Source organism: Alcanivorax hongdengensis A-11-3 (genome assembly GCF_000300995.1).
Lineage (GTDB): Bacteria > Pseudomonadota > Gammaproteobacteria > Pseudomonadales > Alcanivoracaceae > Alcanivorax > Alcanivorax hongdengensis.
This window is the reverse complement of the sequence record NZ_AMRJ01000002.1, coordinates 228,030-241,090: the sequence shown is the minus strand read 5'-3', so window position 1 is coordinate 241,090 and position 13,061 is coordinate 228,030. Positions and strand designations below refer to the sequence as shown.

13 protein-coding genes are annotated in these 13,061 nt (G+C 61.8%); 8 read left to right on the top strand and 5 right to left on the bottom strand.

Going from position 1 to position 13,061, the window contains the following annotated elements:
- The first annotated feature begins 72 nt into the window (after positions 1 to 72).
- Positions 73 to 612 (top strand): hydrolase, encoded by a 540-nt coding sequence (locus tag A11A3_RS02775; RefSeq protein ID WP_008927742.1) that lies wholly within the window; start codon positions 73 to 75, stop codon positions 610 to 612.
- Positions 613 to 718: 106 nt separating this feature from the next.
- Here A11A3_RS02775 and A11A3_RS02770 read toward each other — a convergent pair whose 3' ends face one another.
- The 4 genes from A11A3_RS02770 to A11A3_RS02755 are packed head-to-tail and all read right to left on the bottom strand — an operon-like array spanning position 719 to position 4,442.
- Positions 719 to 2,110, bottom strand: a complete 1,392-nt coding sequence (locus A11A3_RS02770; RefSeq protein ID WP_008927741.1) for a rhomboid family intramembrane serine protease — start codon at positions 2,108 to 2,110, stop codon at positions 719 to 721.
- A complete protein-coding gene (locus A11A3_RS02765; RefSeq protein ID WP_008927740.1) occupies positions 2,079 to 2,963 on the bottom strand; it encodes a CorC family transporter in 885 nt (294 codons plus the stop codon). The genes A11A3_RS02770 and A11A3_RS02765 overlap by 32 nt, the downstream gene beginning before the upstream one ends.
- 5 nt (positions 2,964 to 2,968) lie before the next feature.
- Positions 2,969 to 3,466 carry an rRNA maturation RNase YbeY gene (gene ybeY, locus A11A3_RS02760; protein WP_040296613.1) on the bottom strand — a complete coding sequence of 166 codons (498 nt, stop codon included), beginning with the start codon at positions 3,464 to 3,466 and terminating at the stop codon, positions 2,969 to 2,971.
- On the bottom strand, positions 3,438 to 4,442 hold the full coding sequence (locus tag A11A3_RS02755) for a PhoH family protein (protein ID WP_008927738.1): 1,005 nt from the start codon (positions 4,440 to 4,442) through the stop codon (positions 3,438 to 3,440). Before A11A3_RS02755 ends, ybeY begins: the two co-directional genes overlap by 29 nt.
- Before the next feature lie 282 nt (positions 4,443 to 4,724).
- Here A11A3_RS02755 and A11A3_RS02750 point away from each other — a divergent pair, with 282 nt between their 5' ends.
- The 3 genes from A11A3_RS02750 to A11A3_RS02740 all read left to right on the top strand — a co-directional run bounded on the left by A11A3_RS02750 (position 4,725) and on the right by A11A3_RS02740 (position 8,072).
- Positions 4,725 to 6,722, top strand: coding sequence for an NHL repeat-containing protein (locus A11A3_RS02750; protein WP_008927737.1), 1,998 nt, complete (start codon positions 4,725 to 4,727; stop codon positions 6,720 to 6,722).
- Positions 6,723 to 6,828: 106 nt separating this feature from the next.
- Entirely contained in the window at positions 6,829 to 7,386 is a 558-nt protein-coding gene (locus A11A3_RS02745) for an RNA polymerase sigma factor (protein ID WP_008927736.1), read from the top strand.
- Positions 7,383 to 8,072 (top strand): anti-sigma factor, encoded by a 690-nt coding sequence (locus A11A3_RS02740; protein ID WP_008927735.1) that lies wholly within the window; start codon positions 7,383 to 7,385, stop codon positions 8,070 to 8,072. The genes A11A3_RS02745 and A11A3_RS02740 overlap by 4 nt, the downstream gene beginning before the upstream one ends.
- A gap of 22 nt (positions 8,073 to 8,094) precedes the next feature.
- Here the strand turns inward: A11A3_RS02740 and miaB are convergent, their stop codons facing one another.
- A complete protein-coding gene (miaB, locus tag A11A3_RS02735) occupies positions 8,095 to 9,432 on the bottom strand; it encodes a tRNA (N6-isopentenyl adenosine(37)-C2)-methylthiotransferase MiaB (RefSeq protein WP_008927734.1) in 1,338 nt (445 codons plus the stop codon).
- 88 nt (positions 9,433 to 9,520) lie between these two features.
- On the opposite strand from miaB, the gene A11A3_RS02730 reads away from it, so the two are divergent.
- From A11A3_RS02730 to A11A3_RS02715, 4 genes are all read left to right on the top strand, one after another.
- Positions 9,521 to 9,964, top strand: a complete 444-nt coding sequence (locus A11A3_RS02730) for a copper chaperone PCu(A)C (protein ID WP_162136907.1) — start codon at positions 9,521 to 9,523, stop codon at positions 9,962 to 9,964.
- A 93-nt stretch (positions 9,965 to 10,057) separates the two neighbouring features.
- On the top strand, positions 10,058 to 11,329 hold the full coding sequence (locus A11A3_RS02725) for a hypothetical protein (protein ID WP_008927732.1): 1,272 nt from the start codon (positions 10,058 to 10,060) through the stop codon (positions 11,327 to 11,329).
- Positions 11,330 to 11,338: 9 nt separating this feature from the next.
- Positions 11,339 to 11,746, top strand: coding sequence for a type 2 periplasmic-binding domain-containing protein (locus tag A11A3_RS02720; RefSeq protein ID WP_008927731.1), 408 nt, complete (start codon positions 11,339 to 11,341; stop codon positions 11,744 to 11,746).
- Between the two features lie 287 nt (positions 11,747 to 12,033).
- Positions 12,034 to 12,999, top strand: coding sequence for an endonuclease/exonuclease/phosphatase family protein (locus A11A3_RS02715; protein WP_008927730.1), 966 nt, complete (start codon positions 12,034 to 12,036; stop codon positions 12,997 to 12,999).
- Positions 13,000 to 13,061 lie beyond the last annotated feature (62 nt).

Below are 13,061 nucleotides of genomic sequence, written 5' to 3'. Positions count from 1 at the left end.
TGTCCCTGTTGCTCGGGGCCACCCCCTGTGGGCTGTTTAAACGTTACCCGTCTCCACTCAGGAGGAACCTCCATGCTGATGAATCGCGACCATGCCACCCTGCTGGTGGTGGATGTGCAGAGCAAGCTGGTGCCGGCGGTGGTGGCGCCGGAGGCGCTGCTGGAGCGGTGTGAATGGTTGTTGCGGGTGGCGGTGGACGCGGGCTTGCCGGTGGTGTTTTCCGAGCAGTATCCGCAGGGGCTGGGGGAGACGGATGCGCGTTTGCTGGCGGCGGTGCCGTCACCGCAGGTGGTGCAAAAGCGGGCCTTCTCCTGCCTGGCGGAAGACTGTCTGCCGGCGGCCCTGCTGGCGCGGGATCAGGTGATCGTTTGTGGCATGGAAGCCCATGTCTGTGTATTGCAGACCGTGCTGGAATTGCGTCAGGCGGGCAAGCAGGTGTTTGTGGTCAGCGACGCGGTGTCCAGCCGTTCGGCACAGGACCGGGAGCTGGCCCTGCAACGAATGCGTGACGGCGGCGCCGTGGTGGTGAGTGCGGAGATGGTGCTGTTCGAAATGCTGCGAACCTCCGCCCATGAACGCTTCCGGCATTTCAGCAAGACCTATCTGGTCTAGCGCTCGGATGGTCTGTTGATCCTGGGCGGGTGGCACCCTCTGACCCGCTTTTTCGCCCCGTCATCTCGGCCGCTGTGCTGTGCCCTCACGTTAGCGACACAGCGGATCAGGCCGCCTGTGATTTCCAGTTTCGCGCCCGATGCCCCAGCCCTTCCTTTTCAAATTCCTCTACCAGCACGGCCAGTGCCTGCTGGCGCCCCTCGGCGGCGGGCAGGCTCTCGGCCAGGGCTTCGGCTTCGGTGAATGCCTGGGCCCGGGCCAGGGTGGCAACCAGGGCCCAGCCGACGGTGCCGGGGAGTGGCGTCTGGCTGCGTTGCTGGTACTGGTGCCAGTAGTGACGAACCTGTTGCGGCTCGCCCTTGCCACTGGCCGGGTGGCGGAACAGGGCGCAGGCTACCTGGTGCCAGCCGTTGTCGTCGCCGGTCAGTTGCAGGGCGGTGAACTGCCCGGTAAGCGCACTGAAATGCGCCGGGTCACCGGCCAGCACCTGCTGGAAGCTGTCCCGGGCGGTGGGCCCGTTAAGCAGAGCCAGGGCCTGCCAGCCCCGACTCAGGGTACTGACCTGCTGCGGGTCCGGGGTGATGAAGGGGTCGCTCTCCTGCGGCTCGCTGTCACTGGCGCGCATCAGCTGTACCACGGCGGCACCGCCAAGCAGGGCCAGTATCGCCGCTGCCAGGCTGTTGGCCGGGGAGCTGTAGAGCAGCATCAGGCTCAGCATGGCGGGGATCAGGGGCAGTAGCCACCAGGGTCGCACATGCCGGGTCTGCCAGCGCCGCTGGCGGGGCTGCCAGATCGGCAAGGCCAGGGTGCGACGCTGCAGGCCGAAAAAGGCGCCCACCCAGACCATCAGTGCCGGGCCGGCGCCGTGCAGGGGAATCTGGCCGGGCCGGGCCAGTAGCAGATAGCCGGCGCCGGCCAGCAGGCTGCCGGCCAGCCACAGCGTCAGCTGCTTGCCATGGCCGAGACGTTTCTCCAGCCAGATGGCCAGTGGCAGAATCCATAGCAACAGGGCGAACGTGGCCCACGGGGAGCCGGGCACAAAGGGGGCCGTGAAGAAACGGGCCGGACGACTGGCCTGGACCGGCAGGCCCCACTGGTAGAGCGGGCTGGCGGCCAGCTGCAACGGCACCTGGTCACGCAGGCTCTGGCGACGCTCCAGATCGGCGGGGCTCCAGAAATCCCGACCGCGCTGGCGGCTGTCCGCATCAAAGGCCGGCGACAACAGGGCTGCGCTGTAGGCGTGGTGATCGCCAGTGGCCAGCTGCTGCTCCAGGCTGGCGGCCAGCGGGCTCTGGCCATGAAAGCGCAGCCAGGCCAGGTAGTTCTGCCATTCCAGGGTTTTCAGGCCGGAGCTGGCATACCAGTCGAGTACCGGTTGCGGGGCCCGTGCCGCCGGCAGGGCCAAGTATCCCAGTATGATCAACAGGCTCACCAGGGCGGTGATCCAGGGCAGGCGTTTCAGCCGCTCAGCGTTCGGCCTCTTCTGGGTTGTCGTCATCGCTGTGTTCCCCCGGCGGTGTCACCCGCAACAGTCTTATTGTTCTGCCGTCGGCGCTGAGAACGGTGAAACGGTAGCCATCCAGCACCACGGATTCATCGCGGCCGGGCAGGCGTCCGAATTTCTGCATGACCAGCCCGCCGATGGTGTCGAACTCCTCGTCACTGAACTGACAGTGGAAATGTTCGTTGAAGTCATCAATGGGCGTCAGTGCCTTGACGGTGTATTCGGCGTTATCCAGATCCTTGATCAGGTAATCGTCGTCTTCCACATCATGCTCGTCCTCGATTTCCCCGACAATCTGTTCGAGCACGTCTTCGATGGTCACCAGGCCGGCCACGCCTCCGTATTCGTTGACCACAATGGCCATGTGGTTGCGGCTGATACGAAACTCTCGCAGCAGCGAATCCAGACGCTTGGATTCGGGCACCACCATGGCCGAGCGGATATGATCCTTGATGGCAAAGCGTTCCATGCGGGCCGGTTCGAGAATCAGTGGCAGCAGGTCCTTGGCCAGCAGAATGCCGATCACTTCATCCGGGTCTTCGCCCAGTACCGGAAAACGGCTGTGGGCACAGTCGATGATGGTGGGCAGGAAGTCCCGCGGATCCCCGGAGGCGCGGATGCTGACCATCTGGGAGCGGGGAATCATGATCTCCCGGACCTGCATGTCCGCCACGCAGATGGCGCCTTCGATAATTCCCAGGGTGTCGCCATCCACCACATGGGCATCGCGCATGGAGCGCATCAGGTCCAGTAATTCCTCCCGGTCGCCGGGCGTGGAAGAGAAAAACTGGCCGACACGCTCCAACCAACTTCGACCGGTACCGTTATCCGAATAATCGTCCGACATGTTGCCTATCTCTCCTGTGAGTCGGGCGTCTGGTAGGGGTCCGCAAAGCCCTGTTCCTGCAGGGTGCGGATTTCCAGGGTTTCCATGATCTGGGCGTCGTCATCGTCAATATGGTCATAGCCTAGCAGGTGCAGCACGCCATGGGTCACCATATGGGCCCAGTGGGCCTCCAGGGTCTTGCCCTGTTCAGCGGCTTCCCGGCGCACCACCTGGGTACAGATGACAACATCGCCGAGCAGGGGCGCCACCGCATCGGCGGGCAGCCCCTCGGGCATTTCAAAGGGAAAGGACAGCACATTGGTGGGGCTGTCCTTGCCGCGGAAATCATGATTCAGGGCGCGGATTTCCTCTTCATCGACAATCCGCAGGGTGACATCGCCGACTACGCCACCGGCGGCCCGGGCCGCGTGGCGCACCCAGGCGGATAATTGCGATGGGTCGGGGACGTCCGGGTCATCACTGGCCCACTGGACGTCAACGGTCGGTGTCGGTATCCCGTTCATGGCGGTCGTAGGCCTCTACAATGCGTTGAACCAGGGGGTGGCGAACCACGTCCTTGCTGTCGAAACGGGTGACGCCAATGCCTTTCACGCCATCCAGCACTTCCAGGGTATTGACCAGGCCCGAGCGCTGGTGACGCGGCAGGTCCACCTGGGTCACATCGCCGGTGATCACCGCGCGGGTCCCGAAACCGATGCGGGTGAGGAACATCTTCATCTGTTCCGGCGTGGTGTTCTGGGCTTCGTCGAGGATCACGAAACTGTTGTTGAGAGTGCGCCCGCGCATGTAGGCCAACGGTGCCACTTCGATCACCATCCGGTCCATCAGCTTGGCGACTTTCTCGAAGCCGAGCATTTCATAGAGCGCGTCGTAGAGGGGGCGCAGATAGGGGTCGATCTTTTCCGCCAGGTCACCGGGCAGAAAACCCAGTTTTTCACCGGCTTCCACCGCCGGGCGGACCAGCAGAATACGCTGGATCTCGGCCTTTTCCAGGGCGTCCACCGCACAGGCCACCGCCAGCCAGGTCTTGCCGGTACCGGCCGGGCCAATACCGAAATTGATATCGAACTTGCGGATGTTTCTGACGTATTCGCGCTGGTGCGTGCCGCGTGGCTTGATACGCGTGCGCCGGGTGCGAATGATCACCTCATCGCTGGGAAAGGCCACGGTATTGTCTGTCCGGCCGGCCGAGGTGTGATCCGCCACATTCGATTGCTGCAAATGCAGGTGCACCATCTCCGGCGTCAGCTCGGTGCCATCGCCGGTCTGTTCGTAGAGCTCGGTGAGGATGGCGCCGGCAGCTTCCACGGCGGCGGGCTCGCCGGCCAGGGAAAATTGATTGCCACGGTTGTGAATATCCACGCTCAGGCGCTGGGCGATCTGCTTGATGTGCTCATCCAGACGGCCACAGAGACTGGCCAGGCGACGGGAATCGTTCGGTTCGAGACTGATTTTCTGAGAAGCGAGTGGTGTGTCCAAGATGGAAAACGTGGCCCTGTGGGCTGTTGCAGAGGGTTTCAGAATACCCCGAAGCGTGTTTTCGGGAAAGCAAAATTACCCCGCCAGCCTAGTCCTGCCGCACCCGGCCCGCAAGGGCTGCGGGCCAGGTGTCGGACAACCGATGAATTTGGCCGGATTACCGATTGGCTGACAAATATTACCCGCTGTTACATCCGTTGGCGTCGCCACAAGGTATCCGGGGGCAGGACGCCGTCCCGCTGGCCGTTTCCGGGCCAGTGCCATACTCCAAGGAGAGATTACATGAATGTGAATGGCAAAGGTTTGCTGTGGCTGTCCCCCCTGGCGCTGGCCGTGACGCTGGCCGCCTGCGGTGGTGATGATAATGATGGGCCGCTGATTGATTCCCCGGGGGTGACTCGCGGGCCGTCCTTGCTGGTCATGCACAATGGCCCCGCTAATAGCGGGCAGATTGACCGGCTCGATGCCAGCCTGTCGGTCAAGGCAACCTTCAGTGCCGACGCCAATGAAGGGATCGCGCTGGATTTGCTGGGCAATCTTTACGCGGCCAACGACAGTGGCGGAGCGCCCAGCCGTTTGCAGGTGCTGCACAAACTGGCGCAAAGAGAGGATGGCACGGCCGACGTGCCGACCCTGGATCGTACCGTGGCGGCTCCCGGTTCCATGACACTCAAGGGCATTGCCATCGCTCACCGGGCGGGGCTGGTGATGGCTGCCAATATTGGCGGCAACAGCATTGAAGTCTATGGCACGGCGGCGGGCGGCATGGCAACGTCGCTGGCCAGCACGGCCCTGGCCGGCAATGCCTGGGATCTGGCCTATGATGAGGCTGCGGACAGACTGTTCCTGGCCATGACCAACGGCACCGTGTTGGTGGTGGACGATTACGTGGCCGGCAAGTTTCTGGCCAGCCCGGCGAGAGTCATTACGCCAGCCACCGCCGGTTCCGTTTCCAATCTGCATGGCATTGCCTACCGGGCCGACACCGACACCCTTGTGGTCAGTGACGTGGGCGACGCGGGCATTGCTGATGATGGCCGTCTCTATGTGATTGAGAAGGCCTCCACCGCCAATGGTGTTGTGACACCGGCACGAACGCTGGCCGGTGCGGCGACCCAGCTGGGTAACCCGGTGGACCTGGTGCTCGATGACGACGATGTCTATATCGCTGAAAAATCCAATGATGCCATCCTTGTCTATCGGGACGTGTTCTCCGGTGGCTCCGGCAATATCGCCCCGGACAAGGTGGTCGCCAGCATCAAACCGGAATCATTGACCCTGATCCCCGATACGGTCACCACGCCGGATCTTTCCGATATTGACGGCCCGGGCACCCTCTTTACCGGTGTGGCGGTCACCAGCAATCCGCCAGCCTCGCCGAAGAGCCCGGACGTGGTGGTGCTGGATCTGGATCTGGGGGCCATGCAGCGTGGTTTTATCACCAATCAGGATCGGGAGAGCCTGGCCTTTAATCACATGGGGGATGCCTATGTCAGCTACGACGGTGGCCTGGCAGTGATCAACCGGCTGGCGCTGGAGCGCGATGGCGAGTCCTTCGCGCTTGAGCGTGACCGGCTTGTCACGGGCACCAGTACTGGCCTGACTGCACCGAAAGGCTTCGATGTGGCCGATAAACTGGGTTGGGTGCTGATTACCGATAACGGCAATCCTTCCGTGCGGGTGTTCGGAGCTCAGGCGGATGGCAATGTGGCACCGCTGTTTTCCACGTCGCTGTCGGTGGCTCCTTGGGATCTGGACTACGATCCACAGGCAGACCGGCTGTATGTGGCCCTGACCAATGGCACCGTGGCCGTTTTCGACCGTTACAGTGTTGTACGTGGCGCCAGCGGGCCGGATCGGGTGATTACGCCGGCGACCGGCGGCGTGGCGTTTGCGGCACCGACCAACCTGCACGGCATTGTCCATGTGGCAAAAACCGACCAGTTGATCGTCTCCGATGTGGGCAGCGGAGCCAATACCACCGATGGCAAGATCTATGTGCTCGATGGGGCCGCAAGCGCGGATGGCCTGACCAACGTTAGCGTGAATATCGATAACGGTAACAATAGTACGGTGGGCCAGACCCAGCTGGGTAACCCGGTGGATATTGCCTTTGATGGCCAGCATTTGTACGTGGCGGAAAAGTCCCAGGGCAAGGTGCTGCGGTTTGACAACATTCTTGGTGCCGCCGGTGGCGATTTGGCGCCGTCGTTCAGTTGGTCGCAATCGTCGCCGGAATCGGTGTCGTTAATTGCCGATGATCTGGGGCGTGCGCCCTGATCTGGCGGGTCGGGCCGTGCAAACGGCCCGGCTTTCCTTCTTGACATGGCCTTCGCACCGGCTGAGTCAATCTTGCTCTGTCAAAATTCGCCCGGGATGCAGGTTCATGGATGATCAGCGTGCTGATCTTGAGCAGGGCAATGCTCTGCTACAGGCATGTGCCGGGGGAGACCGGCAGGCCTTTCACCGACTTTACCTCAACGAGGCGCCGCGAATGCTGGCGGTGGCTCGACGTTTTACCGGCGACGCTTCCCTGGCGGAAGATGCCTTGCAAGAGACCTTTGTGCAGGTCTGGAAGCATGCTCACCGTTTTGATTGCGAGCGCGGCAGCGCCCGCACCTGGCTGTTTGGACTGTTGCGTTACCGTCTGATCAATCAGCATCATCGAGCCCGTCGCGAGGCCTTTGAGCCGTTGCCCGGTGATCATTGGGCGGATGATGGCGGGTCGACGCCCGAGCAATGTTACGTGGAGGAGGACCAGCGCCACAGGCTGATCGACTGTCTGCAGACATTGCGCCTGGAACGTCGGCGCCCGATTCTCATGGCCTACTATCAGGGCTTCACCTATGAGCAGATTGCCGAGCGGCTGTCGGTCCCGTTGGGAACCATCAAGAGCCGGGTGCGATCCGGCTTGAAGGGTCTGCAGGAGTGCCTGCGCTTATGATTCCCGAATCCCCGCAAGAGCAGCGTATCCTGATTGCCGAGTATGTGCTCGGCCTGCATGCGCCGGAGCAAGAGGCGGAGATTGCCCGCTGGCTGGAGCAGGACAGTGAAGCGGCCGATCTGGCTCGTCGCTGGCAAGAACACTGGCTGGACGCCGCGGCGTTACTCGAGCCGGTGTCTTTACCGCCGCAGCTGTGGAAGCGGATCTCCCGCCGTATCGAGGGGACCAGCGGTAAGCGACCCCGCCTCTGGCTGCAGTTGTGGCAAAGCCTTACTGTCTGGCGGGCGCTGGCAGCATCCCTGCTGGTGGCGGTGGCCCTGTTGCTGGGGCCATTGCGGCAACCTGCACCGGTTTATACGGTGATCCTGCAGGCGCCGGGTGAGGCGGCCAACCCCGGCTGGCGGGTGACCGTTTCCGACGCGGGCGAACTGCGTCTCACCCCCCTGATGCATGGCAGTTACCCGGCTGATCGCAGCGTGCAGTTCTGGACCCTGGCCGACCCGGCCCTGGGTCCCCGTTCGCTGGGTCTGGTCGAGCCCGATCATCCACTGGTGCTGCCTGCCAGGCGAGTCGGTGGTGTGCAAAGCGGTCAGTTGTTCGAGTTAACGCTGGAGCCCGCCGGCGGTTCCCCCGGCAAACGCCCGTCAGGGCCGATCCTGTTCATGGGGCGGGCCGTGGCGCTGTAAGCCTGGCCCGCCGATACCGGTTTCAGCCTGGATTGCGCGGGTCGCTACCCAGCAGGGAGTTGCTGTAGGCCTGGGCGATGGTCACGTCCACGAACTTGCCGATCAGGTCGGTATCGTCACAGCGGAAGTTGACCACCCGGTTGTTTTCCGTGCGGCCCTTGAGCTGGCCCGGGTCCTTCTTGGAGAAACCGTCCACCAGTATGCGCTGGGTGGAGCCCACCATCTTGCGGGAAATGTCCTGGGCGTTCTGGTTGATACGCTGCTGCAGGATCGCCAGACGCTGCTTCTTGGTGTCCATGGGCACATCATCGGGCAGATCCGCCGCCGGGGTACCCGGGCGGGCGCTGTAGATGAAGCTGAAGGACATGTCGAAACCGATCTCGCCGATCAGATCCATGGTGGCCTGGAAGTCCGCATCGGTCTCCCCGGGGAAGCCGATGATGAAATCCGAGCTGAAGGAAATGTCCGGGCGAATGCGTTGCAGCTTGCGCAGCTTGCTCTTGTATTCCAGCACCATGTGGTTGCGTTTCATCATGGCCAGGATACGGTCGGAGCCGGATTGCACCGGCAGGTGCAGGTGGCTGACCAGCTCCGGCACTTCTTCATAGACCTGAATCAGGGCATCGGAGAATTCCACCGGGTGGCTGGTGGTGTAGCGGATGCGGTCGATGCCGTCGATATCGCGGATCAGCAGGATCAGGTCGGCCAGATCCAGGGTTTCGCCACCGGCGCCCTGGCCCCGGTAGGCGTTGACGTTCTGGCCCAGCAGATTGACCTCGCGCACGCCCAGGTCCGCCAGGTGCTCAATCTCGTCGAGAATCGGCTGTACCGGGCGGCTCACTTCCTCGCCGCGGGTGTAGGGCACCACGCAGAAGGTGCAGTACTTGGAGCAGCCTTCCATGATCGACACAAAGGCGGTGGGGCCGTCGACGCTGGGTTCGGGCAGGTTGTCGAACTTCTCGATTTCCGGGAAGGTCACGTCGATGGCCAGCTCGCGGGTGCTGGCGGCCTGGGTGATCAGGCCGGGCAGGCGGTGCAGGGTCTGCGGGCCGAATACCACATCCACGTAGGGCGCGCGTTCGCGAATGGCCTCGCCCTCCTGGCTGGCCACGCAGCCGCCCACGCCGATGATCATGTCCGGGCGGGCGTCCTTGAGTTTTTTCCAGCGCCCCAGCTGGTGGAACACCTTTTCCTGGGCCTTCTCGCGGATCGAGCAGGTGTTGAGCAGCAGCACGTCGGCCTCGTCCGGGTTGTCGGTCGGCTCCAGGCCGTGGCTGGATTCGAGCAGGTCTGCCATGCGAGTGGAGTCGTACTCGTTCATCTGGCAGCCGTGGGTCTGGATAAACAGCTTGCGTGCCATGGGGATTAACCCTAAAACGGTGGAAAATGGGCGCGGATTATACCGCCCAGGAAAACAAACTGCGACCGGGTGCAACGGGAGGATCGCCGTGACTTCTTTCTCGCGGGCCGGGGCGGCATTGGTACTGCTGATGCTGGCCGGGCCGGGCATGGCCCAGGTGGTGATCGAGCGGCCCTGGGTGCGCGCCGCGCCGCCGGTGGCCTCGTCGCTGGCCGCTTACATGACGCTGACCAACACCGGTAGCACCACCGCGCATATTACCGGCGCCACCTCGCCGCTGGCCGGGCAACTGCACTTTCACCGCATGGTTGGCCAGCCCGACGGCACCATGGGCATGCAGGCCTTGCAGGCCATCGAGCTGGCCCCCGGGGACAGCGTGACACTCAAGCCCGGTGGCATGCACCTGATGCTGACCCGCCTCAACCGGGTGCCGGCAGCCGGTGACCAGATCAGGATCTGTCTGCGGATCAGTCAGGCCGAGCCGGTGTGTACGCTCTTTCCGGTGCAACGCAACGGGCCGGGTAATCCTTGAAAATCCAACCGGTTCACGGATAATGCCATGCTTTCGTCGTAGCCTTATGGCTAATAAAAACTACGATATAAAAATATATTTATAAGGATTTGCATGGATAAGGCCTTGGCTGCCTGTCTGGGGGCGGCACTCACTGCCGTGACGGTGAGTGCCCAGGCACAACCGTCCGATTCATCGCTCGAACAGCAACTGCAGGATTACGAAGCCCGACTGGAAGCACTGGAAAGTCAGGCTGCCAGTGCCTATCAGACGGGGCCACAGCGCCTGCAGGTCAATGGTTTCCTGTCTACCGGCGTGTTGCACACCGATGCCGATGTGGCCGGTGGCAGCGTGCATTATGCGGATGGGGCCGATGATCAATGGCGTTTTGACAAGCTGACCCGGGCCGGGCTGCGCATCGACGCCACCCTTAATGAGCGCACCCATGCGGTCATGCAGCTGTACGCCAGCGGCGAGGACGATTTTCAGACCGAGCTGCAGTGGGGTTACCTGGATTACCAGCTGACCGATGCCATCAGCCTCAAGGCCGGCCGCATGGTGGCGCCGTTCTACATGCATTCGCAATATGTGGATGTGGGCTATGCCTATCCCTGGGTGACACCGCCTTCCGAGGTCTACCGCACCGTACCGATCAAGGCCATGGAAGCCCTGGAAGCCTCCTGGAACTTCAACACCGGCCCCGTGGCCCAGCGTTTGTCCGCCTTCTGGGGAACCGGACGCGTGGAGGGGGGCGTGCGCTCGGCGGATACCGTCTACCAAGCGGATGATCTGGCCGGCATCAACCTGACCAGCCAGTGGCAGGACTGGTCCCTGCGGGTGGCCTATAACGCCGCGTCGGTGTCGGTGGACCCGCTGCCGGACAGCATCAAACAGCTCAACAGCAATTTCGGTACCGGGCTGAGCTTTGATGACGTCTACACCTGGTTCGCCGGGCTGGGGCTGCAGTATGACGATGGTGACTGGTATCTGGCCGCTGAACGGGCGCGGCTGGATTTCAACAACTGGTATCCGGGGCGCGACAGCGGCTATGTGACCATGGGGCATTATTTCGGCAAATGGATGCCGGTGCTGACCTGGTCAATGCTCAAGTACTACGACATCAATGATGCCTACCTGCCCCAGCTGCAGGGCTCACCGGTATCGCCGACCGTGTTGCAGGACTCACTGGCGGAGCGGCAGAAGGGCTGGACCGCGGGCCTGCGTTATTCCGTCAACGAGTCCCTCGCGCTCAAGGGTGAGGTGAGCTATTACTACGATTTTTCCGATGCGGATTATGACACCAGCGGCTTCTTTGTCACCGAGGGGGGAAACCTGGATGACGACCATGCCACGGTGATTCGCCTCAGTGCGGATCTGGTGTTTTAGGGGGCCGTCATGAAGAAATGGATCGCTTCGCTGTTGCTGCTGTGGCCGGTGCTGGTGCTGGCCGAGCCGGTGGTGGTGGTCGCCGCTGACAGCCCGCTGACGGCTCTCAGCCAGTCGGACGTGCGTCAGTTGTTCAATGGCCATACCCGGCGCTTGCAGGGCCAGGTGCTGTCGCCACTGGACCTGCCGGCCAGCAGTGCCACTCGACGGGCATTCTATCTGGCATTGATGGGAAAAACGCCGGAACAGATGAAAAGTTACTGGGCCCGCATGATTTTTACCGGCAGGGGTATGCCGCCCCGACAGGTCTCCGGGGATCGGGAAATGCAGTTGTTGGTATCAAGTAACCGGAATTTTATTGGTTATCTGGACGACTCACGGGTGACTGCCAAATTGAAGGTAGTGTTCCGCCCGTAACCTTTGCCCACCCGGCCTCCGGGTGGGATTTTTTTATTGATGACGTGGTGATGACAGCGGTGTTTGTTCATGACCTGTGTCCTGTTTTACAAAATAAGACGTAACCAAAGAGATAGACGCTATCCGCATTGCCGGGGCTGTTTGATGCCACTTCCGTGAGGAACTGACCTGTGGGGTGCCCGGTTAAGACGGTCCGGTAAAGCCATAATCCGGTGGTTTTCCGGCTGCAAGCGACTTTCCTGCTTCCTGTTGTCACTCGTACACTGCTGTCTTTTGCGAGGGGCTTTATGCGTATTGTGTTTGTTGTTGTCCTTGTCGTGCTGGGCGCCCTCGGGCAGGCGGATTGCCGCAATCTGGTGCCGGCCCGCAATCTTCCTGCGGTGCCTGACGGGCAATGGTCCATGGCTACCCTCAATCTGTGGCGATTACGGGATGATGTGCGTGATGGTGGGCTTGATGACCCGCTTGATACCGATACCTTGAACGGACGGTTGGATGCGTTGGCTGCCTACATTTCTGGTCCGCTTCAGGGACCTTCACTGTTGGCGTTACAGGAGGTCGAGAATCGTCGTTTGCTGGAGGCTCTGGCTGAGCGGCTCAAACATCAAGGTCTGACATATCAAGCCACGCTTTTGGAAGGCAACGATCCTGCCGGTATGGACGTGGGGGTGCTTAGCCGTACACCGGTGCATATTGCGCACGTCCAGGCATTGTTTGCCGAACAGCGGTTTGCGGGTCATGCCCTCTACAGCCGGCCACCATTGCAACTGGTGCTGGACAGTCCCTGGCCCCTGAAGGTTATTGTGGTGCACATGCGCAGTGCGCGCGGTCTGGAAAAAGAATGGGTTCGAGTCAAACGTCAGCAGCAGGCTGCATTGCTGGCCGACTGGGCCGCTCGTCAGCAGGGGGCTCTGGTGGTGCTTGGCGATTTCAATTCCGGCCAAGGCGCGGGGTATTTTTCAGACAGCTACCAACGCTTTGCTCGCAGCGGGCTTTACGATGTCTGGCAAAGGTTGCCGGAGTCGGAACGTTACAGTTTTCGCTATCGTTGTCGCCCCAGTGCGTTGGATCACATTTGGGTAAATAAGGAACTGCAGGCGGATCTGGATGGAGTGGCAGTTACGAGGGGTAATGCCGGCCGCTATCGCCAGCTTTATGATTCTCAGGGTCGGGATGTGGTGTCAGACCATGAAGCCCTGTCTGTAACATTGCCGTTGAAACGGGGCAGTTCGCAGGGGATGGATAGAAAATAAAAAGCGCCGCAGGGCTTGCTTGCGTGTTTAGCGAGGACCAGGGAGAACCCTGCGGCGTAAAA